Annotated in this window: 28 protein-coding genes; 11 read left to right on the top strand and 17 right to left on the bottom strand. The window is 70.8% G+C overall.

Annotation, left to right across the window (positions count from 1 at the left end; all coding sequences use genetic code 11):
- The 6 genes from KME75_RS24800 to KME75_RS24775 form a co-directional block, all read right to left on the bottom strand.
- The coding region (locus KME75_RS24800) for a helix-turn-helix domain-containing protein (protein ID WP_219417282.1) at positions 1-377 on the bottom strand (377 nt) is incomplete at its 3' end.
- A gap of 11 nt (positions 378-388) precedes the next feature.
- A complete protein-coding gene (locus tag KME75_RS24795; protein WP_219417281.1) occupies positions 389-982 on the bottom strand; it encodes a DUF4276 family protein in 594 nt (197 codons plus the stop codon).
- Entirely contained in the window at positions 979-2,151 is a 1,173-nt protein-coding gene (locus KME75_RS24790) for an AAA family ATPase (protein ID WP_219417280.1), read from the bottom strand. The genes KME75_RS24795 and KME75_RS24790 overlap by 4 nt, the downstream gene beginning before the upstream one ends.
- A 1,118-nt stretch (positions 2,152-3,269) precedes the next feature.
- Positions 3,270-3,893 carry a maleylpyruvate isomerase family mycothiol-dependent enzyme gene (locus KME75_RS24785; RefSeq protein ID WP_219417279.1) on the bottom strand — a complete coding sequence of 208 codons (624 nt, stop codon included), beginning with the start codon at positions 3,891-3,893 and terminating at the stop codon, positions 3,270-3,272.
- Positions 3,894-4,080: 187 nt separating this feature from the next.
- Positions 4,081-4,536, bottom strand: coding sequence for a nuclear transport factor 2 family protein (locus KME75_RS24780; RefSeq protein WP_219417278.1), 456 nt, complete (start codon positions 4,534-4,536; stop codon positions 4,081-4,083).
- A complete protein-coding gene (locus tag KME75_RS24775) occupies positions 4,536-5,168 on the bottom strand; it encodes a pyridoxamine 5'-phosphate oxidase family protein (protein WP_219417277.1) in 633 nt (210 codons plus the stop codon). Before KME75_RS24775 ends, KME75_RS24780 begins: the two co-directional genes overlap by 1 nt.
- 126 nt (positions 5,169-5,294) lie before the next feature.
- Between KME75_RS24775 and KME75_RS24770 the strand changes: the two genes are divergently transcribed.
- The 3 genes from KME75_RS24770 (at position 5,295) to KME75_RS24760 (ending at position 7,263) form a co-directional block, all read left to right on the top strand.
- Positions 5,295-5,888: a CGNR zinc finger domain-containing protein gene (locus KME75_RS24770; RefSeq protein ID WP_308283044.1), complete on the top strand. Its 594-nt coding sequence runs from the start codon at positions 5,295-5,297 to the stop codon at positions 5,886-5,888.
- Between the two features lie 115 nt (positions 5,889-6,003).
- On the top strand, positions 6,004-6,474 hold the full coding sequence (locus KME75_RS24765; protein ID WP_219417276.1) for an OsmC family protein: 471 nt from the start codon (positions 6,004-6,006) through the stop codon (positions 6,472-6,474).
- A gap of 93 nt (positions 6,475-6,567) precedes the next feature.
- Positions 6,568-7,263 (top strand): alpha/beta hydrolase, encoded by a 696-nt coding sequence (locus KME75_RS24760; protein WP_219417275.1) that lies wholly within the window; start codon positions 6,568-6,570, stop codon positions 7,261-7,263.
- Positions 7,264-7,268: 5 nt separating this feature from the next.
- Here KME75_RS24760 and KME75_RS24755 read toward each other — a convergent pair whose 3' ends face one another.
- From KME75_RS24755 to KME75_RS24740, 4 genes are all read right to left on the bottom strand, one after another.
- On the bottom strand, positions 7,269-8,066 hold the full coding sequence (locus KME75_RS24755; RefSeq protein WP_219417274.1) for a sulfite exporter TauE/SafE family protein: 798 nt from the start codon (positions 8,064-8,066) through the stop codon (positions 7,269-7,271).
- Positions 8,067-8,200: 134 nt separating this feature from the next.
- Positions 8,201-8,389 carry a hypothetical protein gene (locus KME75_RS24750; protein WP_219417273.1) on the bottom strand — a complete coding sequence of 63 codons (189 nt, stop codon included), beginning with the start codon at positions 8,387-8,389 and terminating at the stop codon, positions 8,201-8,203.
- A gap of 213 nt (positions 8,390-8,602) precedes the next feature.
- Positions 8,603-8,989: a hypothetical protein gene (locus KME75_RS24745; protein WP_219417272.1), complete on the bottom strand. Its 387-nt coding sequence runs from the start codon at positions 8,987-8,989 to the stop codon at positions 8,603-8,605.
- A 40-nt stretch (positions 8,990-9,029) separates the two neighbouring features.
- A complete protein-coding gene (locus KME75_RS24740) occupies positions 9,030-9,854 on the bottom strand; it encodes a helix-turn-helix transcriptional regulator (RefSeq protein WP_308283043.1) in 825 nt (274 codons plus the stop codon).
- Positions 9,855-9,972: 118 nt separating this feature from the next.
- On the opposite strand from KME75_RS24740, the gene KME75_RS24735 reads away from it, so the two are divergent.
- Positions 9,973-10,380 (top strand): SRPBCC family protein, encoded by a 408-nt coding sequence (locus tag KME75_RS24735; protein ID WP_219417270.1) that lies wholly within the window; start codon positions 9,973-9,975, stop codon positions 10,378-10,380.
- Positions 10,381-10,383: 3 nt separating this feature from the next.
- Here KME75_RS24735 and KME75_RS24730 read toward each other — a convergent pair whose 3' ends face one another.
- On the bottom strand, positions 10,384-10,626 hold the full coding sequence (locus KME75_RS24730; RefSeq protein ID WP_219417269.1) for a hypothetical protein: 243 nt from the start codon (positions 10,624-10,626) through the stop codon (positions 10,384-10,386).
- A 107-nt stretch (positions 10,627-10,733) separates the two neighbouring features.
- Between KME75_RS24730 and KME75_RS24725 the strand changes: the two genes are divergently transcribed.
- On the top strand, positions 10,734-11,150 hold the full coding sequence (locus KME75_RS24725) for a hypothetical protein (protein ID WP_219417268.1): 417 nt from the start codon (positions 10,734-10,736) through the stop codon (positions 11,148-11,150).
- Positions 11,151-11,249: 99 nt separating this feature from the next.
- Complete coding sequence (locus tag KME75_RS24720) at positions 11,250-12,065, top strand: Bax inhibitor-1/YccA family protein (RefSeq protein WP_219417267.1); 816 nt, start codon at positions 11,250-11,252, stop codon at positions 12,063-12,065.
- Between the two features lie 65 nt (positions 12,066-12,130).
- On the opposite strand, the gene KME75_RS24715 is transcribed toward KME75_RS24720, so the two are convergent.
- Both KME75_RS24715 and KME75_RS24710 read right to left on the bottom strand, forming a co-directional pair.
- On the bottom strand, positions 12,131-12,754 hold the full coding sequence (locus tag KME75_RS24715) for a hypothetical protein (protein ID WP_219417266.1): 624 nt from the start codon (positions 12,752-12,754) through the stop codon (positions 12,131-12,133).
- A gap of 99 nt (positions 12,755-12,853) precedes the next feature.
- Positions 12,854-14,074, bottom strand: coding sequence for an acetyl-CoA C-acetyltransferase (locus KME75_RS24710; protein WP_219417265.1), 1,221 nt, complete (start codon positions 14,072-14,074; stop codon positions 12,854-12,856).
- Positions 14,075-14,276: 202 nt separating this feature from the next.
- Here KME75_RS24710 and KME75_RS24705 point away from each other — a divergent pair, with 202 nt between their 5' ends.
- The 3 genes from KME75_RS24705 to KME75_RS24695 all read left to right on the top strand — a co-directional run bounded on the left by KME75_RS24705 (position 14,277) and on the right by KME75_RS24695 (position 16,259).
- Positions 14,277-14,732 (top strand): pyridoxamine 5'-phosphate oxidase family protein, encoded by a 456-nt coding sequence (locus KME75_RS24705; protein WP_219417264.1) that lies wholly within the window; start codon positions 14,277-14,279, stop codon positions 14,730-14,732.
- Between the two features lie 79 nt (positions 14,733-14,811).
- Entirely contained in the window at positions 14,812-15,171 is a 360-nt protein-coding gene (locus tag KME75_RS24700; protein ID WP_308283042.1) for a YciI family protein, read from the top strand.
- Entirely contained in the window at positions 15,168-16,259 is a 1,092-nt protein-coding gene (locus KME75_RS24695; RefSeq protein WP_308283041.1) for an RNA polymerase sigma factor, read from the top strand. Before KME75_RS24700 ends, KME75_RS24695 begins: the two co-directional genes overlap by 4 nt.
- Here KME75_RS24695 and KME75_RS24690 read toward each other — a convergent pair whose 3' ends face one another.
- On the bottom strand, positions 16,260-16,670 hold the full coding sequence (locus KME75_RS24690) for a PGPGW domain-containing protein (RefSeq protein ID WP_219417263.1): 411 nt from the start codon (positions 16,668-16,670) through the stop codon (positions 16,260-16,262). It abuts the gene before it with no gap.
- A gap of 112 nt (positions 16,671-16,782) precedes the next feature.
- Positions 16,783-16,962, bottom strand: coding sequence for a hypothetical protein (locus KME75_RS24685; protein ID WP_219417262.1), 180 nt, complete (start codon positions 16,960-16,962; stop codon positions 16,783-16,785).
- 91 nt (positions 16,963-17,053) lie between these two features.
- Between KME75_RS24685 and KME75_RS24680 the strand changes: the two genes are divergently transcribed.
- Both KME75_RS24680 and KME75_RS24675 read left to right on the top strand, forming a co-directional pair.
- Positions 17,054-18,418: a cystathionine beta-synthase gene (locus tag KME75_RS24680; protein WP_219417261.1), complete on the top strand. Its 1,365-nt coding sequence runs from the start codon at positions 17,054-17,056 to the stop codon at positions 18,416-18,418.
- Between the two features lie 158 nt (positions 18,419-18,576).
- Entirely contained in the window at positions 18,577-19,884 is a 1,308-nt protein-coding gene (locus tag KME75_RS24675) for a dicarboxylate/amino acid:cation symporter (RefSeq protein WP_308283040.1), read from the top strand.
- A 249-nt stretch (positions 19,885-20,133) separates the two neighbouring features.
- On the opposite strand, the gene KME75_RS24670 is transcribed toward KME75_RS24675, so the two are convergent.
- Together KME75_RS24670 and ltrA are read right to left on the bottom strand one after the other, a co-directional pair.
- Positions 20,134-21,048 carry a transposase gene (locus KME75_RS24670; RefSeq protein WP_372452654.1) on the bottom strand — a complete coding sequence of 305 codons (915 nt, stop codon included), beginning with the start codon at positions 21,046-21,048 and terminating at the stop codon, positions 20,134-20,136.
- Between the two features lie 113 nt (positions 21,049-21,161).
- Positions 21,162-22,631 carry a group II intron reverse transcriptase/maturase gene (gene ltrA / locus KME75_RS24665; protein ID WP_219417259.1) on the bottom strand — a complete coding sequence of 490 codons (1,470 nt, stop codon included), beginning with the start codon at positions 22,629-22,631 and terminating at the stop codon, positions 21,162-21,164.
- Positions 22,632-23,308 lie beyond the last annotated feature (677 nt).

Raw genomic sequence — 23,308 nt, 5'->3', positions numbered from 1 at the left:
GCGACCGTGGCGAACCCGATGCCCAGCTCGTCGGCCAGCAGCCGGCTCGACCAGTGCGTCACCCCGAGCCGCTGCGGCGGCGGGTTCAACGTCGCCACCACCACCTCGGCCTCGTCCACGTGGCGGGGCCGGCCCGAACGCTTGCGGTCCTCGAGCGCGGCCAACCCGCCCTCCGCGTAGCGATCCCGCCAGTGGATCACCGTCGGGCGGCTCATCCCGACCCGGGTCGCGATCTCGGTGTTCGAGTGGCCTTCGCCGGCCAGCAGCACGATCCGCGCCCGCTGCGCCAGCCCGGCCCGGATGCCCGAAGCCCGCACCCAGGAACGCAGCGTCGACTTGTCCTTGCCCCGGACCTCCAGGCGAGCAGCAGTCGGCATACGGCATTGTCTCAACCAGCCATCGTAAAGTCACTTACGACACGCAACACTAGCTCATCGAGCTTCACAAGCGCTCGTGCGAGACTCGGACTTCGCCCGCACGCCAATCCTATGTCAACCCGGTGTGACAACTTCGGCTGCCACACTGGCTTCACATACTTCGTCGGATGCAAGCCGGACTTGATCGCGAACTGGGCATGAGCGGCTTCGTCGTATGTCAGGCCGAGTTCAAGGGTCTCCGCAGAGGCGAACAACCAGCTTTCATAGCAGCGCTCGGCAAGCGCAATATACACCGGCACCTTACTGACAGCCTGTGCTCGCGGCAACAGCGCTGGCCCGAGTTCACACACCGGGTCGTCATCGCTATCGATAACGACGAGTATGCCGCGACACCCTGGTCGGCTAGCCGCAACGCTGACGTAACCTTCGATACCCTTAGGCGTCGTTATCGAACCACGACCATTTGCCGGGATCGGCTTACCGAGGATATCTCGATACTCGCCGACATCCTGAAGGTGCCTTCGAAACAGAACCGGCACGCCGTTCTTATCTCCAGGTCCTTCAACGATCAGACCGATATGTGGCTGCGTTGGAAGCGGAGTCATGCCGAGAGGGGGTCCAGCGCGTCAGACCGCAGCAATGCCCCAGGAGTAATCAATCCTTGCCTCACCGGTTCGCGACTATGCTCCGCTACTAGCGAGACGTGCGACGCACCGTCTTCTGACCATACGACTCGGATATCGTCGAGGTCGAGATCGTCGATGATGTCTGCACTGTGAGTTGTGATGATCACTTGGCAGTCTGCCGAGTATTCCCGCAAGATCTGGACGAGTGTATGAAGAGCGCCGAGATGTATCGCGACCTCCGGTTCCTCAACGACTAGCAATCGGGGTCGCACAGGTTGAAGGAGTGCGACAAATATCGCGAAGCTTCTTAATGTGCCGTCCGACATCTGCTTCGCCAGGAATTCACGGTTGCCCTGAGCCCCCTCGTTCTGAACGAAGGCCACAGACAGCTTGTCGGCCAGATGCACTATCTTGTAGCCTTCAACGCCTGGCACGATGGATTGAATGTAGTCAATTAGTTGGGCGCGCTCGTCCTTATCAAACAACTCCAGTATGCTTACTAGATTCGACCCATCCGGCTCGAACTCTCGGGTAGACGACGGCTCCTGCAGCTCGCCAACCCGACTTGGATTGATCTCAACGTTCTGTGTGAGGCTAAGGACCCGGGAGACCCAAAAGCCCGCCTCTGAAAAGGCGAACTGGATGACACTCTGGCCCGGCGGCACCCGCACTCGTCGCTTACTGGAAGCCTCGTCGTAAGCCTTTCCATCGATGAGATCCCGCCAGTGAATCGAGTCACGCGTCCGAACAAACGTATACTCGTCGGCGCCAAAGTAGATCTTCGCCTCTTCGCGTTTCACCTCGTACTGCTTGCCCTTGAGAGAGGCCAGGCGAATCTCGTAGAACGACGCCTTAGCATCTCCGAACTGGAAGTTGATTCTAATCCCGGGGTCATAAGGGCGGCCCGAGCTTCTATGACGGAGCTGGTCAAAGCCACCTCGTCGCGCTATAGCTACCGGAAGGCCGTGGATTGGAATGTCTCGCAGGAGCTTGATGGCTGCCATTGCGTTAGACTTGCCGCTCGAATTTGGTCCAACTAGTGCAACAAAGTCGCCTAGCTCGATCTTCGCCTCTCGAAAGGACAGGAAATGAGTCAATTCAATCGAGAGGTAGCGCAGCTGGTCGCGCGTTCCGGTGGCGCTACTCATGTTGCCATCCTAGACCTGCCCAAGGTCGTCTCGGCTTCCATCAGGTCCTGATCAACCGGTTGTGGTTGAGTTGAACCACGTCCGGATCCCTCCGGCCCGGACATCCTCCACGCCGTGCTGACCGCGTCAAGGACGGCTGCGCCGTCGCTCCGCGATGCCCTCCAGCCACCGTTGACCCGGCCACCGCGACGAGCTGAACGGCCAGCACGAGGGAGCGGGGAGGGGAAAGGGTCCCAACAAGAAGCCAGCAACAAGCCCTGGTCAGCAGGGGGCAGCGGCGGGCACCGGAGACCGGAGCCGAGGCCTGGTCAGGACCGGTGCACCGGAGCGCTCTGCTGGTTCCCAAGCTGATGAGGGCATGCTGGCCCCCTCGGCCGAGGATGATCCACGTCTCCACGGTGGCCGCAAGGGCGCCGACGGCGTCGCTCCGCGATGGCGCAAGCGCCACCCTTGCCCCCGCCGCTCCGACGAGCAATGCGGCCAGGACGAGGGGGACAGGGGGAGGAGCGGGTCCGAGCGCGAGACTGCCCAGCCACGGGACCGGTACGGAACGGCTCTCCCGGGTGCCCTCCGCGTCCCTGCTGTTCGCCCTGGTCACGGGCAGATTCCCGCTCGGCCATATGGGTCCAGCGCAAGAACCTGTGGCCCCCCTGACGGGGGCCGGCTGCACAGCCCGAACGTGCCAAATACGTGCCGAAGTCGAGCAGGCGATAGCTCGGCCTGTCCTCGAACAACGCGGGCGGGTCGAGATCGCCCATCGCGTCCGTGTAGCGGCTGTAGCGCCGGCCCGGTGCTCGGGCGGGGAGAACACCCCGGGCCTCGGGCTCCGTCCCGGTCACCTCGGCCCCGGCCGCCTCGTCGCACCACTCGAGGCGGATGCCGTCGAGTGGCACGGGGTTCGCGGGCATCCACGACGGCGGGGCCAGGAACGGCAGGCCACCCAGGCGGACGTCGTGGCGATAGAGGCGAGCGGCCGTTCGCGCCAACGGCGCTCGGGACCGGTTCAGCCTGCGTCGCGCGCGGCGCCACTCCTGTTGGTCGGACGCCACCGGATCCACCGACATCGGTCCTCCTCCGATCCGCCGGCGTCGTCCTCGACCATGTCGTCACACTAGATGTCAGCAACGCGCGCGGAGCGTCGCGACGCCGTCCCCGTCGAGGTCCTCGCAGTACATCCCACGCCCGGTCATCGCCATGACGAGGGCCACGGTGGCGCCGGACACGAGCGGGCCCGACCCGGTGGCGAACGGCCCGTCCGTGGCGGCGAGGCGGAGTCCGGCCACCCGGCCCTTGGCGAGAACGACCTGGTCGGAGCCCGCGTAGTAGCGGGCCACCGCCGTCACGGCCTCGGTGGCGTAACCGTGGCCGATTCCCACGGGCCGCCGGATGTCCTCCGCGTGAACGATCGTCTCGCCGAGCATCGCGAGCTTCGGGAGGGGCGGCGACGTCGTGCTGGTGACGGTCTGCTCGAAGCGTGCGAGCGTGTCGGCGGACGACGAGCCCAGGTGCTCGGCCAGGCGCGTCGCCACCTGCTGGTCGAAGTCGAAGCGGCAGCGGATCACACCCGCCAGCCAGCGCACCGGGTTCAGGCTCGCCGCGGCGGTCATGTGCGCGAGGACCTCGCGCACGCTCAGCCCGGCGCACAAGGACGGGGTCGTCCACTGCTCGTCGCCAAGGTCGGCGAGGTCGGCGGCCAGGGCTGCGCGTTCGGCATGGATCAGCGGCCACACTGCGGTCGTCATCGTGTTCACACCAGTGAGACGCACGAGGGCGTGCCGATTCATCGCCCGTCACCCCATGGGTACCTGGAGCTCGGCGAGCCATCCGGCGGGAGAGCGCGAGCTCCCGGGCGTGCCGCGCCGTCATGCGGTGGCCACCGGCGCCGAGCCACCGGGCCAGCGCCTGCACGTGGCGTGTTCGCCGGCGGGCCTACGGGGTCGGCAGCACGGTCACGCCGTGCTCCGACGGCTCCCGCGGACCGGTGAACAGCCGCTCGGACTCGGCGATCGCGCGGTCGTTGATGCTGGCCTCGCGCCGGCGCATCAGCCCGGAGTCGTCGAACTCCCACTGCTCGTTGCCGTAGCTGCGCCACCACTGCCCGTCCGCGTCGTGCCACTCGTACTGGAAGCGCACGGCGATCCGGTGGCCGGTGAACGCCCACAGCTCCTTGCGCAGCGCGTAGTCCAGCTCCCGGGCCCACTTCCGGCGCAGGAACCCGACGATCGCCTGCCGGCCGCTGAAGATCTCGTCCCGGTTCCGCCAGCGGGAGTCCTCGGTATAGGCCTGCGCGACCCGTTCCGGGTCCTTCGTGTTCCAGGCGTCCTCCGCGGCCTGCACCTTCTGCAGGGCGGTCTCGGCGGTGAACGGGGGCACGGGCGGGCGCATCACACTTCCTCTCGAGGGGCGTGGGACGCGCGCAGGGCCGCGTTCTCGGCGCGGAGCGCCTCCAGCTCCTTCCGGAGCGGGACGAGCGCCGCCTCGATCTGCGCGTGGGTGAACCGCGGGGTGATGTGCTGGGGACAGTTCCAGTCGTAGGCCGCCACGTGCACGAGCACGAGGCGTTCGACGCGCGCCGGGTAGTCGGGCGGCGTGAGGAGCTCACGCAGGTCCGGACGCTCGTCGGCGGCGATGACCTCGAGCCGTCCGTAGATCTTCAGCCGGCGTTGCAGGGCGTGGTCCATCAGGAACAGCGACGCCTTGTCGTTGCCCGCGAGGTTGCCGGTGGTGATGTACTGCCGGTTCCCGCGGAAGTCGGCGTACCCCAGCGTGTGGTCGTCGAGCACGCGCAGGAAGCCCGGCGGGCCCCCTCGGTGCTGCACGTACGGCCACCCACCGGATCCGGTCGTCGCCACGTGGAAACCGTCGCTCTGTTCGACGAACTCCCGCTCGGCCGCGGTGAGCACGTCGTTGCCGACGTCCGCCGCTGCGAACCGGCGCATGCTCTCCCGGCTGCCGAACCGCTGCTGGGCCTGCTGCACGTCGTCCGTGAACGCGATCGTCGCGTAGTGCTGGGGCATCGGCTCTCCCGAAGTCGTCGCGCGGATAACCGCTAAGAGGGCGCTATACGGTTACTCTGACGACCAGCAGAGCATGCCTCCTGATAACCTGTCAAGCGGTTCGAAGTGGTTAGGAGGCTCGAGGTGGTGCAACGGACGCGTGCCGATGCTGAGGGCGACCTCACGGCCGAGCTGCACGCCCGGGGCCTGCCGCAACGGCCTCTCGTCGGCGAGTCCCCCGCGGTCGACCTGCTCAACACCCGCTGGATCGGCGGCGGCGAGCGGTACGACCTGCTCGAGGACGAGGGGCTGACGGCCGTCTGGCTCGGCGGGTGGGGGCTCCCGGTGGAGGCGCCGCCGTCCGAGGTGCAGCGGCACCTGCGCGACGCCAGGGACGCTCTCGCCGCGGTGATCGCCGACCCGGCCGCCCGGGACGGGGTCAACGCGCTCCTCGCCCACGGACGGATCCGGTTGAGCCTGGACGACGGCGGTCCGGCCGAGCACCACGACGTCGCCGACCCCGCACGGCGACCGGCGTTCGCGTGCCTGCGCGAGTACCTGCGGCTCGCGGCATCCTCGCCCGCTCGCGTCCGCAAGTGCGGGAACCCGGACTGCGTCCTGCACTTCCACGACACCTCCCGCACCGGCGAGCGGCGCTGGTGCTCCATGGCGGCGTGCGGTAATCGGTTCAAGGCGCGCAGGCACCGGTCGCGGACTGCGTCGGCGGGCGGCGCCGACTGAACCGGAATCGCCGCGACCGGTGTGCATCCGCTGTATACGGTCCTTCCGGGGAGCCGCACCGCGGGCCGGGGAGCCGCCGCATCGGCTCGCGAGCGACGGGCGGAGGAGTCACGGGATGGGCAGGGAACACGGTTACGAGGTCACGGTGCGCTGGACCGGCAACACCGGCTCGGGCACCAAGGGCTACCGGGACTACGGGCGGGCGCACGACATCGACGCGGCCGGCAAGCCGACCGTCCACGGGAGTGCCGACCCCGCGTTCCGCGGTGAGCCCGAGCGCTGGAACCCCGAGGAGCTGCTCGTCGCATCGCTCTCGCAGTGCCACATGCTCAGCTTCCTCGCGCTGTGCGCCCTCAACGGCGTCGTGGTCACCGCCTATGAGGACGCGGCCACCGGCCGGATGCAGGAGCGCGCCGGCACGGGTCACTTCACCGAGGTCGTGCTCCACCCGGTGGTGACGGTGGCCGAGCCCGGGATGGTCGAGCGGGTCGACGACCTGCACCGCGAGGCGCACGCGGCGTGCTTCATCGCCAACTCGGTGAACTTCCCGGTGCGCCACGAGCCGCGGACGCTGTCCGGCGCCTGATCTTCCGCTGAGCGGAAGGCGTGTTGCCCATCGCCGCTCCGACCTGCATGGATGACGTCCGCCCGCTTCCGGCGCTCCCCGTGGAGGTCACCGATGACCCAGTCACCCACGCTCGTCCTGGTCCATGGCGCATGGCACGGCCCATGGGCGTGGGATCGGCTCGTCGAGGAGCTGAGCGACGTGGACGTCCGCACGGTCGCGCTCCCGTCCGTCGGCGCCGATCCGGCCGCGCTCGGCGACCTGCGGGCCGACGCCGCCGCCGTCCGGTCGGTGGTCGCCGGGATCGACGGGCCCGTGCTGGTCTGCGCGCACTCCTACGGCGGGGCCCCGGTGACCGAGGGGGTGGCGGACCTGCCGAACGTCGTCGGGTTGGTCTACCTCTGCGCGTTCCAGCTCGAGATCGGCGACTCGCTGCTGTCGTCGGTGGGTGGCAGGCCGCCGGAGTGGTGGGACGTGCACGAGGCCGAGGGCTATGTCGACGCGCTGCGGCCGCGGGAGATCTTCTACGGCGACGTCGACGAGGCGGCGGCCGACGCCGCGATCGCGCAGCTCGGGCACCAGTCGCTCGCGGCGCTCGGCCAGCCGCTCACCAGGGCGGCGTGGCACGCGGTCCCGAGCACTTACGTCATCTGCGAGCAGGACCGGGCGATCCCGGTGTTCGCCCAGAAGGCGATGGCGCAGCGCGCGAAGCGGGTGCTGCGGATGTCGGCGTCGCACTCGCCGTTCCTGTCCCACCCCGCCCAGCTGGCGGGCGTTCTGCGGGCGGAGCTGGCCGGGCTGCGCGGCTGAGCCACTCAGAACGCGGCGGCGCTCTGCGCCGCGACGAACCCGCCGACCAGCAGGAGCATCACCGCGAAGGCCCGGGTCAGCACGACGCCGGACAGCCGGTCGGACACCAGCTTTCCGGCGAGCGTGCCCACGATCGCCGTGGCGGCGAAGGGTGCGACGACGGCCCAGTCGACCTCTGCGACGCCGAGCCGCGACGCGAGCGACGCCACTGAGTTCGTCGTGATGATCATCAGTGAGGTGCCGATCGCGAGCGCCATCGGCAGGCGCAGCACGATGACCAGCGCCGGCACCACGAGGAAGCCGCCGCCCACCCCGAGGAACCCGGTCAGGAACCCGGTCACGACGCCGCACCCCGCCACCTTCAGCGCGGTCCCGGCGAGCTGCCTGCGGGTGCGCACCGCCGTGCGCAGCGCGGACCCGGGCGGCGGGTCGGGGTCGTCCCCGTCGTCGCCGCGGCTGCGCAGGAGCATCGCGATGGCCGCGAGGAGCGTGACGCCGGCGAACGCGAGCAACAGGACATGCTGGCTGACGCGCTGGTTGAGCAGGGTGCCCAGGTAGGCGGTGGGGATCCCGACGGCGCCGAACCCGAGGCCGGTCCGCCAGGCGATCCCGCCGCGCACCCGTGCGAGCGTCCCGACGACCGCGGTGCTGCCGACGATGATCACGCTGCTCGTGGTGGCGTCCTGGGCGGTCTGCCCGAGCAGGTAGACGAGTGCGGGGACGGTGAGGACACCGCCGCCTCCGCCGAGCGCACCGATGACGAGGCCGATGAGCAGGCCCAGGCCCGCGGTCGCGACCGTCATCGTACGGCCGACAGCTCGGCGCCGCCCATGCCTCACGCCTCCACATGTTGGACTCCGGCCCGGAATGTACGGTCATTACGGCCGGGCGGCAAGCGGCGGCGCCGGAGGCGGGCCGGCAGTGGTGGGTGCTCGGGTCAGAAGGGTACGGAGGCCGCGTGGGCAGCGCGGGCGGCGCTGCCCGCCCGGCGGAGGGCTCGCCGGAACCTGGCGACCCGCGCGACCGGCACGTCGGGACGGCCGTCGTCGTCGCGGCGCTGCGGCTCCTCGGCGGGTGCCGTGGGCGGTGCGGATGCCGTGCGGTGCGGGGTGGGGCCGGTGCTCATGACGGTCCTCGAGAGCCGAAGGGTCGGACGGGCGGCAGTGGCAGCCCGCGACCCCCGAGGAGGTCAGCGGGACTGCGCGGCCCGGCGACAGCGGCGGTCGTCGACCGAGAGCTGGTCCATCGCGAGCAGGCACACGCAGAACGTGTGCTGCTTCGGCGCGGCGGGACCGGTCACGTCCACCAGTTCAGCATCCCGGCACGGGGGTGCGCAACGTCAGCGGGAGAGCGTGGCCCGCCGGACGAGCCTGCCGAGCGCCGCCGCGCGCGCGACGCCGACGACGAGGACCGGCGCGGCGAGCAGCGCGCCGACGATCCACAGGTTGGCGCCGATCACCTCCGCGGTGGCGCTGCGGTAGCAGAACAACGCGAACGCGGGCACCGCGACGCCGGCCAGGGCGACGAGCACCCCGCGCGTGAACCCGGCCGCCGCGGCGAGCACCGCCGTGCCGGCGGCGGCGACGGCCCACTGCCCGCCCCGCACCGGCGATCCGTACGTGTGCGGATCGGTGGTGGGGACGGCGCTCCAGTCGGATGGGAGCGCCAGCCACCACAGGACGACGGTCGCGACCGCGAATCCCGCGATCTGCGCTGCCGTGCGCATCAGGCGGCCGGACCCGCGTGCGCCTGCGGCTCGCTCATGATCACACCGTAGCCGCACCCCCTCGGAGCACTCGGCGGAGCGCGGTGGGCGTGTGCCCGAGGTGCTCGCGCACGGTGCGCGTGAGGTGTGCCTGGTCGGCGAACTCCAGGTCGGCGGCGATCTGCGCGAGGCCTCCCTCGCCGTGCTCGAGGCGTTCGAGCGCGCGGGCCACCCGCACCCGGTTGCGATACCGCGTGAGCGAGACGCCGAGCTCACGCGGGAACGCCCGGCTCAGGCGGTACGGCGACACGGCGAGCAACTCGGCGAGGGAGAACAGCCGGGCGGCTGCGGGGTGCCCGCAGCCGATCGCCTCCCGGGCCGCCGCCACCAGCGCGGCGTCGCCGGCGGAGCCGGGCGCCGCGACCGGTGTGGATGCGGTGACCAGCTGTCGGACCGCCGTGGCCAGCAGCGCCAGCAGCTGTTCGACGAGCGCGTAGTCGAGATCGCCTCCCCGTGCGGCGGCGAGGACGCGACGGTGGGTGAGCTCGACGTGCGCGTCGACGTAGACCGTGGAACGGGCCAGTCGCTCGGCGCCGCCCGTGACTACTGCCCAGGTGCCCGCGTCGACCGACACCGAGGTGCAGACGTCGCCCCCGGACGGGTGGGCGAAGTGCTCCTCCTCGCCGGGCAGGCCGACGTACGCGAGCGTGGGGTCGAGATCGGCCGGGCCGTGCGCGCTGCGCCTGCGGAAGCGGCCGCTCCGGACGAGCACCATCCGGTGGCCGAGCGGCGCTTCGACGGGCGACCAGCGCGCGTGGTCGTCGCGGCAGGTCACCGCGGAGACGGTGAAGCCGGGACGGGCGGCGAGTTCGACGACCGAGCGCACGGTGGGGACCGTACGCGTGGGGTCCGACAGGAATCGGCCGCAAGGATCTTCAAGACCCGGTGCCCGCCCGGGGGCACGCTCGCCGCGACCGATCCCGATACCCACCACCGGAGGACCCATGGCTTCCGTACGCACCGAAGCGCTCATCGAGGCCGCTGCCGACGACGTCTGGACCGTGATCCGCGACTTCGCGGCCGGGCCCGCCCGAATGGCACCCGGCTTCGTCGCCGACTCGCACGCCGACTCCGACGTCCGCACGGTCACGTTCGCCGACGGCACGGTCGTCCGCGAACGCTTCGTGACGATCGACGACGCCGCGCGCCGCATCGTCTACTCCGTCGTCGGAGGCGGCATGTGCCCCGAGCACGACAACGCGAGCATGCGCGTCGAGCCGGACGGTGCGCAGCGAAGCCGGTTCGTCTGGGTCCACGACGTGCTGCCCGACGACCTCGCCCCGCCGATCCTGGCAGCCATGAAGCGTGGGACCGCGGTCATCAAACGGACTCTGGAGTCGGGCGTCGCCTGACCGTCAGCGGGCGGGCGTGCCCGCGTCACGGACGCCTGCGGGATCGGCGGGGCGCCGCGGGGCGAGCGGACCGCGGGAGCGCCGCCGCAGCCAGCCGCGGCCCTTCTGCAACGTCCGGCTCAGCCCGTTCGGGCCGCGGCGGGCCTCGATGAGGTCACCGAGCCTGCCGAGCACCCAGCCGAGCACCGGCGCGCCGATCGCGAGGATCAGCCACCAGCGCAGCCGCGCCGAGAAGAACGCCCACATGCGGTCGAGCGTATGGGGCGGACGCCGCGCACGCAGGGCGGAGCGATCAGCAGGAGCAACACGGTCGACGGCTCCGCGGCCCGGCCCGTGCCGGGTACGCTCTGCGCATGACGGGCGACCGCCCGCTCTGGCTCGGGTTGCTCCTGTACCTGTCGATCACGGCAGCGCCGACCCTGATGTTCTGGGCCGCGCTGAAGCTGCAGGCCGTGGTCGCGGCGCGGCGTGTCCGCGCGGCCCCCGGCGTCGGCCCGCCCCTGGAATCGCGCGTCGCCGACGTCCGCAGGCTGCGCCGTGCCGTGCGGCACGGGCCTCGGCGCAACCGGCTGCGCCGCGTCGCCCTGCTCTCCGCCTACGACGACGTGCTCGTCGACCTGTGCGCGGCGATCGGCGTCGACAGCACTCCACTGACGGACGCCGCCGAGACCGGCAGCGGGCGCGCGTTCGCGCGGCTGCAGGTGGAGGCTGCCGTGGAGGAGGCAGGTATCGCGCTGGACCCGCCGACCGGCGATACTGCCGCCGCGTGACCGAAACGCAGTAAAGTCGGCTTTACCGATCTGGGAACGCCGGAGGCCACTCCTGCGTTGAACAGCACGGACGCAGGAAACGCTTCAGAGGAGGACCAGGTGCGCACCAGCAGCAATCCGGCGTTCCGCAACCTGCCCGCCGGGCAGGGCGGCGGGTACGCCACCTTCGACCGCCAGGGCGGCGCGATGGGCGGCGCCGCCGCCTACGCCGACGCCCAGGCCACCCAGGTCGGATATGGGCGCGCCGGCACCGGTGAGCGGCCGCTCACCATGGACGACGTCGTCACGAAGACCGCGATCACCGGCGGGGTCGCGCTCCTCGCCGGCGTGCTCACCGCGTTCAGCGGGCTCTACGCGCTTGCGCTGCCCGCGATCATCGTCGGGTTCATCGTCGCGCTGATCGTCATCTTCAAGCAGAGCACCAACCCCGCGCTGGTGCTCACCTACTCGGCGGCGATGGGCGTGGGGCTCGGCGCGCTCACCGGTGCCCTGGAGAACATCCCCAACATGGAGGGGATCGGCTTCCAGGCCATCGTCGGCACCGCCGGCGTGTTCGTCGGGATGCTGGTCATCTACAAGACCGGTGCGGTGCGCGTCACGCCGAAGTTCACCAAGTGGCTGATGGGCGCCATGATCGGCGTCGTCGTGCTGATGATCGCCAACCTGCTGGCGAGCTTCTTCACCACCGGTGGGCTCGGCCTGCGCGACGGGTCGCCGCTGGCGTACCTGTTCAGCCTCGTCGTCATCGGCGTGGCGGCGTTCAGCCTGCTGCTCGACTTCGACATGGCCGACCGTGCCGTGCGTGAGGGTGCTCCCGCCCGGTTCGCCTGGTACATCGCGTTCGGTCTGATGACCACGCTGGTCTGGCTCTACATCGAGATCCTGCGCCTGCTGAGCTACCTGCGTCAGGAGTGACGCTCGACAGGCCGTGAACCGCGACGGCGCCCGTCCCCGAACCGGGGGCGGGCGCCGTCGTCGTGTCAGGCCATCTCGGGGACGTGCAGGTGGGCCATCGCGAGCTCGAACTCACCCACCTCGACGATCTCGACGCCGGCCTCTCTCGTGCCACGCTCGCGCATGGTCTCGGCCTGCATGCGGCTGCGCTCCATCGCCTCGCGGCTGTCGAAGGTCACCGAGGAGACCGCGTAGCCCGAGGTGCGGTCCACCATCAGGCTCGAGCTGCAGAACGCCTCCATCTCCTGGGTCGCGGGCAGGATCGCCATCTTGTAGATGTCGATGGCGCGGTCGGCCTGGCCGGGATCGTCCATCCGCACCCAGGTGGCGCGTACGCACGCGCCGGGCGCCGAATTGTGGTCGCGGTGCATGACCGCGATCTCCCACTCGTCGACCTGCGGCCTGCCACCCAGGAGCTCCGCAGCGTGCTCCCGGGACGACCGCACCCGATCGGCGCTCGCGGTCATCGCCTCCATGGTCTGCCAGGCGGTGGTCGCGATGCACTGGCCCGACAGGCGGTCGACGAGCAGGGACATGCCGATGCAGCCGTCCATGCCCATCACCATCGGCATGACCTCGTCACGGATGTATGCGATGCCCGCATCGATCGACTCGGGGTGCGCGCGGACAGTGGTGGAGCGTGCGTACACGGTCCACCCCCTTCGGGTCGGGGCAGCGCCCCGGCGGCGCCGCCGGACGAGGCACACCATCCTCCGGCGGCGCAGCGCTGGCAATGACCCGTTCGCGCGTCAGCTCAGCCGCTCGAGCACCATCGCCATGCCCTGCCCGCCGCCGACGCACATCGTCTCGAGGCCGATGGTCTTGTCATGGGTGCGCAGACCGTTGAGCAGGGTGGTGGTGATGCGGGCGCCGGTCATGCCGAACGGGTGCCCCAGCGCGATCGCGCCACCGTTGACGTTGAGCTTGTCCTCGTCGATGCCCAGATCGCGGGCCGAAGGCAGGACCTGCGCCGCGAAGGCCTCGTTGATCTCGACGAGGTCGATGTCGTCGATCGTCATGCCGGCCCTGGCCAGCGCCTGCTTCGACGCCTCGAGCGGGCCGAGGCCCATGATCTCCGGCGACAGCCCGGAGACGCCGGTGGAGACGACCCGTGCGAGCGGGGTGATGCCCAGCTCGGCGGCCTTGGTGTCGGACATGATGACGAGGGCTGCGGCGCCGTCGTTGAGCGGGCAGCAGTTGCCCGCCGTGATCCGCCCGTCGGGCCGGAAGACCGGCTTGAGCTGGCTGACGCCCTCGTAGGTGACGCCGCCGCGCGGGCCGTCGTCCTTCTCGACGACAGTCCCGTCGGGCAGCGTCACGGGCGTGATCTCCCGGGCGAAGAACCCGTTGGCGATCGACTTCTCGGCGAGGTTCTGCGACCGGACGCCGAAGTGGTCCATGTCCTCCCGCGTCACGCCCTTGAGCCGCGCGACGTTCTCGGCGGTCTGCCCCATCGCGATGTAGACGTTCGGGAGGTGCTCGTCCTCGCGCGGGTCGGTCCAGTCCTCGGCGCCGTTCTCGGCGATGTGCTTGGTGCGGTCCTCGGCATCGGCGAACACCGGGTTGTGGGTGTCGGGCAACGAGTCGGAGTTGCCCTTTTGGAACCGGGACACCGTCTCGACACCCGCGGAGATGAAGACGTCGCCCTCGCCCGCCTTGATCGCGTGCAGGGCCATCCGCGTGGTCTGCAGCGACGAGGAGCAGTACCGGGTGATCGTGGTGCCGGGCAGGGTGTCCTGGCCGAGCAGCACGGCGACGACCCTGGCCATGTTGAAGCCCTGCTCGCCGCCGGGCAGGCCGCAGCCGAGCATGAGGTCGTCGATGTCGGACGGGTCGAGCTGGGGCACCTTGTCGAGCGCCGCTCGGACCATCTGCACCGTCAGGTCGTCGGGCCGGATGGTCGTCAGCGACCCCTTGAACGCGCGGCCGATGGGGGAACGGGCGGCCGAGACGATCACGGCTTCGGGCATCGTCGTCACTCCTCGTCGTCGGGGGGCTCTCGGGCCGGAGCGTACGCGCGGGTAATCACCGGCGGGATCCCTCGACGTGTGACCTGGAACGCTCGGGCCGGTCGCTTGTGCGCGCCGCACACGGAGGGGGCCGGGGGGCCGGGCACCCGATCCAACTGCTTCCCTGACCAATGCTGTCAGGTTTCCGTGGCATGCTGATCAAATGACTACCTGGAAGGACATCGAAGCCGCCGAACCCGAGTTCGCCGCGCGGGTCCAGAAGATCTTCGACGCGCACAAGCACAAGACGATCGCGACACTCCGGGCCGACGGCGGCCCGCGGATTTCCGGGATCGAGGCGCAGTTCGCCGACGGCGAGCTGACGTTCGGGTCGATGCCGGGAGCGCGCAAGGGCGCCGACCTGCGCCGCGACCCGCGGTTCGCCCTGCACAGCGCATCCGTCGACCCGCCGGAGGGCAACGAGGCCGCGTGGCCGGGGGACGCGAAGATCGCCGGACGCGCGTTCCACGCGGGTGATGTCGACGGTGACCTGCCCGGCGACCTGTTCCGTGCCGAGGTGGACGAGGTCGTGGTCACCGGGCTGAACGAGAACGCGTCGGCGCTCGTGATCGAGGTCTGGCGGCCGGGAACCGGGCTGCGGCGCATCGAGCGCGTCTGATCTGTCGATACCGGCCCCGCTCGTTCGTCGTCATGCTGTGTGGCACCCGGCCACACCGCGACGGACCGAGGAGACTCCCGTGAAGTACATGCTGCTGATCTACGGGGCCGAGCCCACCGAGCCCCCGTCGGACCAGGAAACCCAGAAGATCATGGACGAGTACTGGGCCTACGAGAAGGCGGTGGCGGACGCCGGGGTGTGGATCGCGAGCGACGCGCTGCAGGGCATCGAGACGGCCACGACGGTGCAGGTTCGCGCCGACGGCGAGCGCGTGGTGACCGACGGCCCGTTCGCCGAGACGCGCGAGGTGCTCGGGGGCTACTACCTGCTCGACGTCCCCGACCTCGACTCCGCCGTCGACTGGGCGGCGCGCTGCCCGGGCGCACGGTACGGCAGCAAGATTGAGGTGCGGCCGATCATGGAGTTCGAGGCGCCGTGACGGGGGCAGCGGCCGGCTCCGTGGAGGCAGTGTTCCGGGAGGAACGGGGCCGGCTGCTCGCCACGCTCGTCCGCCAGTTCGGCGACCTGGACCTGGCCGAGGAGGTGGCGGCCGACGCCGTCGCCGCCGCGCTCGAGCGCTGGCCGGTCGACGGGGTTCCCGGGAAACCCGCGGCATGGCTGCTCACGACCGCGCGACGCAAGGCCGTCGACCGGCTCCGCCGGGACAAGGCCTACGCCACGCGGCTCGCGGTCCTGCAGGCCGAGGTCGACCGGGACGGGCCGGCCGCGCCCACGGTCGAGGACCCCGACGACGTCCCCGACGAGCGCCTGCGCCTGTTCTTCACCTGCTGTCACCCGGCCCTGCCGCTCGAGGCGCAGACGGCGCTGACCCTGCGCTGCCTCGCGGGGCTGGCCACGTCGGAGGTCGCGCGGGCGTTCCTGCTCCCGACCGCGACGATGGCGCAGCGCATCGTGCGGGCCAAGCGCAAGATCCGCGGAGCGCGCATCCCGTTCCGGGTGCCGGAGGCCGCCGAGTTGCCGGAGCGGCTGCCCGGCGTGCTGCGCGTCGTCTACCTGATCTTCACCGAAGGCTACGCCACGAGCTCGGGGCTCGAGCTCGTCCGCGCCGACCTGGCCGACGAGGCCGTCCGGCTCGCGCGGATCCTGCACCGGCTGCTGCCCGCCGAGCGGGAGGTGACCGGGCTGCTGGCACTGCTGCTGCTCGTCGACGCGCGCCGCGTGCACGACGAGGCCGCCGACGTCGCCACCACCGACTGGCCCCAGATCGTCGCGCTCTACGACGTGCTGGCGCAGGTGGCGCCGTCGCCGCTGGTGGAGCTCAACCGGGCGGTCGCGGTCGCGATGCGCGACGGGTCCGCCGCGGACCTGGCGCTGCTCGACGCGCTCGTCGACGACGAGCGGCTGCGCGGCTACCACCTGCTCCCGGCCGCGCGCGCCGACCTGCTGCGGCGGCTCGGACGCCCGGAAGAGGCCGCGGCCGCCTACCGCGCCGCCGCCGCGCTGGCCGGCAACGAGCCGGAACGGGCGTACCTGCTGCGCCGACTGGCAGATCTCACCGCGGGATGACTACCGGTGCACCCGCCGGTAGCTGTAGACAAGCAGCCCCAGCACCGCAACGCCCGACAGGACCAGGCTCGAGCCGGTGCTCCACCCGCCCAGCGGCAGCGTCGGTACCAGGCCCCAGACCACGCCGGCGCCGATCAGGACGAGCCCGGCGAGCACCGACCCCGCGATCCGCAGCGGCGAGGACACGCTCTCCTCGGCGGCCTGCAGCGCCCGCTCGCGCACCGGCTCGACGTACTTCCCGACGGCCGGGAAACCGTGGCTGAGCACGACCAGCCCGCTCAGCACGAGGAGCAGCCCCGGACCGGGCAGCACGAGCAGTGCGATGCCGACGAGCACGAGGACACTGCCGGCAGCCAGCACGCCGGCGCGGGCGAAGGGGTTGCGCTGCGCGGTGGGTCGACGGTCGGTCACTGCCTGGTCGTACCCGCTCGCGGCCCGCCGGACGCACCGGGCGGTGCGGAACGGCGGCGCGTGTCCCGTCGAGCCCGTCGCCGACCTGGTCCGGAATGCGTCTCCACCGAGGTCAGCGCTGCAGAGCGTCGCGCACGACTCGCTCCGTGTCGGCCTGGATGATCGATCCGGGCACCGGCTCGGTCGTCTGCGCACCGGACCAGGACGACGGTTCGACCCGCTCGGGCAGGTCGCGCCACCGGGCGAGCGGGTCCGGGGCAACCGTCGCCTCGCGGGCGTCCTCGTGGGTCACGAGCCCCATGATCCCGGCAGGCCGGGACGGTGGCAACGGGCGCGGGTGGCCGTCCGGCGGGAGGTCCGGGGGCAGGTGCGACCATGGCGGCATGCGCTACGTCGAGCACGTCGCCGACCTGGTCGGGGACACCCCTCTCGTCCGGCTCGGCGCGGTCGCGGAGGGGATCGCCGCCCCCGTCCTCGCCAAGGTCGAGTACTTCAACCCCGGTGGCAGCGTGAAGGACCGCATTGCGCTGCGGATGGTGGAAGCGGCCGAGGAGTCCGGCGAGCTGAAGCCCGGCGGCACGATCGTGGAGCCGACGTCCGGCAACACCGGCGTCGGCCTGGCGATGGTCGCGCAGCGCAAGGGCTACAAGTGCGTCTTCGTGTGCCCGGACAAGGTCAGCGAGGATAAGCGCAACGTCCTGCGTGCCTACGGAGCCGAGGTCGTCGTGTGCCCCACGGCCGTCGCGCCCGAGCACCCCGAGTCCTACTACAACGTCTCCGACCGGCTCGTCTCGGAGATCGACGGCGCCTGGAAGCCGAACCAGTACGCCAACGTGCACAACCCGGAGTCGCACTACCACGGCACCGGCCCGGAGCTCTGGGGGCAGACCGACGGGAAGATCACGCACTTCGTGGCGGGCATCGGCACCGGCGGCACGATCAGCGGCACCGGGCGGTACCTCAAGGAGGTGTCCGACGGGCGGGTGCAGGTGATCGGCGCCGACCCCGAGGGCTCGGTGTACAGCGGCGGCGGCGGGCGGCCTTACCTGGTGGAAGGCGTCGGTGAGGACTTCTGGCCCACGACGTACGACCGCGACATCTGCGACCGGATCGTCGCGGTCTCCGACGCCGACTCCTTCCACATGACGCGCCGGCTCGCCCGCGAGGAGGCGCTGCTGGTCGGCGGATCGTGCGGGATGGCCACCGAGGCCGCTCTGCGGGTGGCGCGGGAGCTGCCCGCCGACGCCGTCGTCGTCGTGCTGCTCCCCGACGGCGGGCGCGGCTACCTCGGCAAGGTCTTCAACGACCCGTGGATGGCGAGCCACGGCTTCCTGCCCCCGTCCGAGGGCGCCACCGTGGGTGACGTCCTGCGCCGCAAGGACGGTTCCATCCCCGACCTCGTGCACGCCCACCCGAACGAGACCGTGGCCGACGCGGTGCACTACCTGCGGGAGTTCCACGTCTCGCAGATGCCGGTGGTGCGGGCCGAGCCCCCCGTGATGGCCGCCGAGGTGGCCGGCGCGGTCGTCGAACGCGACCTGCTGGACGCGCTGTTCACCGGGCGCGCCCAGCTCTCGGACCGGCTCGAGCGGCACATGTCGCCCGCGCTGCCAACGATCGGTGCAGGCGAAGCCCTGTCCGAGGCGATGAGCGCGTTCGCCGAGGCCGACGCCGCGCTCGTGCTGGTGGACGGCAAGCCCGCAGGCGTGGTGACGCGCTCGGACGTGCTGGCGTTCCTGGGCAGCTGAGCCCGTCCCCGAAGTGTCAGGAAAGCCACGTTCCTGACGTTCAGCGTCCGGAACGTGGCTTTCCTGACGGAGGGGAGCGCGACCGCCGTCACGGCCCGCGGCGGAATCGCCACGGCCGCTTGAACGGTGTAGTAACCATGCTCGCTCGACTTCGACGGGTGCCCTTCGGTGCCCAGATCCTCATCGCCCTGGTCGTGGGCGTGGTGCTGGGGGTGCTCGCCCGGGGAATGGGTGAGGACAGCTGGCTCACGGCGACGCTGAGCGGCGTCGGTTCGACGTTCGTCCAGCTGCTGCGGGTGGCGGTACCGCCGCTGGTGTTCACCGCGATCGTCGTCAGCATCGCGCAGCTGCGGCAGGTGACCAACGCGGCGCGGCTGGCCACCCGCACGCTGCTCTGGTTCGGGATCACCTCACTGATCGCCGTCACCATCGGCATCGGGCTCGGCCTGGTGACCAACCCCGGTCGCGGCGTGGTGCTGGACGCCGGTGCCGCCGAGGCGCCCGACACGCAGGGCTCGTGGACGGACTTCCTGTCCAGCCTGATCCCGGCGAACGTGCTCGGCGCTTCCGCGAACGACTCCGGCTCGCTGTCGTTCAACGTGCTGCAGATCGTCGTGCTGGCGATCGTCGTCGGTGCCGCCGCGCTGAAGGTGGGGGAGAAGGCCGAGCCGTTCCTCGCGTTCACCCGCTCCGCGCTGGCGATCGTCCAGAAGGTGCTGTGGTGGATCATCCGCCTGGCCCCGATCGGCACGGTCGGCCTGCTCGGCAACGCCGTCGCGAGCTATGGCTGGAACCTGCTCGGCCCGCTCGCGACGTTCACCGCCGCCGTCTACATCGGCTGCGCCATCGTGCTGTTCGGCGTCTACCCGCTGCTGGCCTGGGCGCACGGGCTCAACCCGCTCAAGTTCTTCACCGGCGCGTGGCCCGCGATCCAGCTCGCCTTCGTGTCGCGCTCCTCCGTGGGCACGATGCCGCTGACCCAGCGCGTCACCGAGCAGAACCTCGGGGTGCCGCGCGAGTACGCGTGGTTCGCCGTGCCGATCGGCGCGACCACGAAGATGGACGGCTGCGCGGCGATCTACCCCGCCCTCGCGGCGATCTTCGTGGCCCAGGTGTTCGGCGTCCAGCTCGACGTCGCCGACTACCTGCTCATCGTGTTCGTCTCGGTGGTCGGCTCGGCGGCGACGGCGGGCCTGACCGGTGCCGTCGTGATGCTGACGCTGACGCTGTCGACGCTGGGCCTGCCGCTGGCGGGCGTCGGGCTGCTGCTCGCGATCGACCCGATCCTCGACATGATGCGCACTGCCACCAACGTGGCCGGCCAGGCGCTGGTGCCGACGATCGTGGCCAAGCGCGAGGGCATCCTCGACCTGGACCGCTACCGCGCCCCCCGCGGCGCCGACCCCCTCCGCGACGAGCCGGCGCCGGCCCCGCAGCAGCCCGCGGGACATGCGGTGCCGGCCTGACGCCCCACCGCCCACCCGGGTGCCAGCAAGGTGGCAATGCTGCCGTCCAGTGGCAGTATCGCCACCTTGCTGGCGTTTGGAGGCACGTCGGCGGCGGCTAGCCTCGATCTTTCGTAACGGGCGTACTGTGATCTTGACTTGACCGCTGCTGATCTTGCTGGTGGTGTCGTCGGTGTCCGGGCAGGGCCGGTCCCCGGCCCTGCGGTTGGCCGGTGCTCCGGGTCCTGGTTGTAGTGGCGGTTGCGGTGGTCAGGGGACGGCGAGTGCGGCCAGGCGGGTGTGGGCGGTGGTGATCGTCTCGGCCCAGGGCCAGGTCGGGTCGATGTGCAGGACGCGCCGCCGGGCGGTGCGCACGAGGCGCCCGGCGGTGGCGAGGATCCGCAGTCGCAGCCGTTTGGGTTCGTAGCCGGCGGCGGTGGTGGGTAGGGCGAGGCGGGCGCACCAGGCGAGTAGGTCTTGGGCGAGCGCGGTGATGGCGACCCAGATGCGGTTCTGGTCGGTGTCGTGGAAGGGCAGGTTGGCCAGCCCGGTGTCCTTCGCCGTGCGGATCCGGTCCTCGACCCGGGCGTGGCGGCGGTGGCGCAACTCCAGGTCGGCGAGCTGGCCGCCGGGCCCGCCGCGGGCGGTGTTGGTGAGGAAACCGGTGATCCGCAGGCCCTCGACGTCGGTGATCCGCAGCTGCGCGCCCGGGTGTGGGTGTTCCTTGCGCAGGATCAACCGGGTTCCCGGCGGCCAGCCGCGCAGCTCGACCAGGCTGGTGGCCTCGGCGACCCACGCGCCGTCACGGGGCTCGACCTGGACGCCGGTCTCGGCGGCGCGGGGCTTGCGGGCCTGATACGCCGGTGTCCACGCCGCTGCCGGGATCTGCGCGAGGGCGGAGTGCACGTCGAGGTGGGCGAAACTCGCTCCCACGGAGAACTCCACGCCGTGGTCGTGCAGGTGCGCGGCGAACTCCTTGGTGGCGCCGGCGGCGTCGGTGCGCACCAGTACCGCCACCCGACCCGCCTCGTCGGGGGCGCGCAGCGGTGCGGGCAGCTGGGCCAGGGCGTCGTCGAGCACGGCGATGTGGTCGGCGGCGGTGTTCGAGCCGGCCTTCCCCGGCCGCAGCAGCTCGGTGACCGGTTCCCCGCCACCGCCGCTGCCGTGGTCGACGAACCCGAGCAGGATGAGTCGGCCTGGGGCGCGGTGCCGGTGTTGCCACCGGTCCGTTTCCCCAGGCCGCTCGCCGAACCCGCCGTGCGCCTTTCAACGCAACGGGCTCTCCACGGTTTCTGCCGTCAGGCGTGGTGGGGTTGCGCCCAGGGGTTGGGGATCGCGCCCCGGTAGCGGTAGCGGCTGACCGTGACCGAGTGCAGGTCAAATAGCGCGATCCCATCCGCGGTGATGGGTTTCCACCGGCCCGTATGGTCGGTGAAACGCCTGCGGATCTCGCCCCACCTCCAGCGATGCAGCGTGGTCAGCCACCGGATGACGCGCCACCAGACGAACTGCGCCAGGTGGTGCAGGGTGTGCGTGGCCACTGCATGCTTGAAGTAGGTCGACCAGCCGTGCATGATCTGGTTGAGCCGGATCAGCACGGCCCTGGGATTGACTTGCGACGTCCTGCGGGTCAGCGCCCGGATCTTCGCCTTCAACGACCGGACAGGCCGGTCGGCGATGAAGGTGTAGACGTAGCGCTTGTTCGTGCCTCGCTTGCGGCGCCACTGGATGTGGAACCCCAAGAAGTCGAACCCATCGCTCATGTGCATGATCTGGGTCTTGCCCGGTGAGAGCCGCAGACCCAGTGGTGCCAGCACGGTGGCGACGTTATCGTGCAGGGCCTCGACGTCGGTGCGGGTGCCGTTCACGAGCACGACGAAGTCGTCGGCGTAACGCACGACTCGCCAGTTCGGCAGGCCCTTGATCCGGCGTCGATGTCGGCGCCCGGAGTTGGCCATCCTCCCGTCTGTGTGCGTCCACGGCCCGTGCAGGTGCTCATCGAGCGCCGACAGGGCGATGTTGGCCAGCAGCGGGGACAGGATCCCTCCTTGCGGGGTGCCGGTCGCGGTGTCCTGTTGCTCGCCGAGCTCGGTGAGGAGCCCGGCCTTGAGGAACGCCTTGACCAGCGCGAGCACGCGCTTGTCCTTCACCCGATGTCGCACCCAGTCCATCAGGGCCGTGTGATCGATCGAGTCGAAACACGCCTCGATGTCCGCGTCCAGCACCCATCGGTAACCCTTGGTGCCGAACAAGTGGATCTCGGCGATCGCGTCGTGCGCCCGCCGCCGGGGCCGGAACCCGTAGGAGACCGGCATGAAGTCGGCCTCGAAGATCGGTTCCAGCACCAGCTTCAGCGCCGCCTGGACCACCCGGTCAGCGACCGTGGGAATGCCGAGTCGTCGCACCTTCCCACTGCCACCGGGCTTGGGGATCGTGCGCTCCCGCACCGGAAGCGGCCGGAACGTGCCCGCCTTCAGCGCGTGGCGCAGATCGTCCAGGAACCTCGGGAGCCCGATCTCCCGTTCGACGTCGGCGACGCTGACGCCGTCGACGCCGGGAGTTCGTGCCCCGCGGTTGCCCGCGACCCGGTCGAACGCCATCAGTAGCGTCGCCGGGTCGTGCACGAAGTTGAACAGGTCGTCGAACCTGCGGCCGGGATCGGCCGCCGCCCAACGGTGGAGCTTGGTCTGCATCTCCGATACCCGCCGTGTCGGTCCCATCGGGACCTCGGGCGGAGCGCTGATGTTCACCGGCGCGTCTGTCGGCATTGCAGTCTCCTTCCTTCCTCGAAACGCTGCCGCCCTTCGCCCTGTGACCGGCTTTCCCGGCCTCCGACTACTACGGCGGCTCCGCCCCGTCCCGATCTGATCGGCCGACGGTGGGCCCAACCTGGACGTTCGCGCCGGATGCGCGAGGTCGGGCAAGATCGGGACGGTTCCCGTGTTCACTGTGATTCGCTCGACGGAGGAGGAGCCCGGCTTTGTCCCTGCGGCCTCGCCACGACTACCCCGCAGCACTTCGTCGTGGCCTCCTGGCGACCCATCCATTTGCCGCCTCGGAGTTCCCCACCCGGAACACGTTCTCCCGGACGGGTGCGCGCCGCTCCCGGCCCAGATCCGCCAGATTTGGAGCCGGTACGGTCTTGAGAGACTTTGACGCCGGTTCCTGGTGTACTCCTTTCCGTCACGCTTGCCGAACCCGCACCATCTGGCAGTACTGGCACGTCCCGGCGTTGTCAGGACTGCTCCCGCCCTCCCCGGCACCTCCCGGATCAGGCTGTCCTCAGCTTCACCGCCCTGCTGCGACAGGGTCAGCGGCGAAGTAGGGGTCGGACCGGGGCGCGGTACTGGTCTTGCGACCAGCCCGTTTCCCCGGCCCGCCCTCCGCACCGGACGTGCGGCTCTCACCGCATCCGGCGCTCCACGGATTCCCTTGGGGCCGCGCG

It is taken from the genome of Pseudonocardia nigra, from assembly GCF_019396355.1.
Taxonomy (GTDB): Bacteria; Actinomycetota; Actinomycetes; order Mycobacteriales; family Pseudonocardiaceae; genus Pseudonocardia; species Pseudonocardia nigra.
Note: the sequence above shows the minus strand (reverse complement) of the source record. Positions and strands in the feature narration are given on the sequence as shown.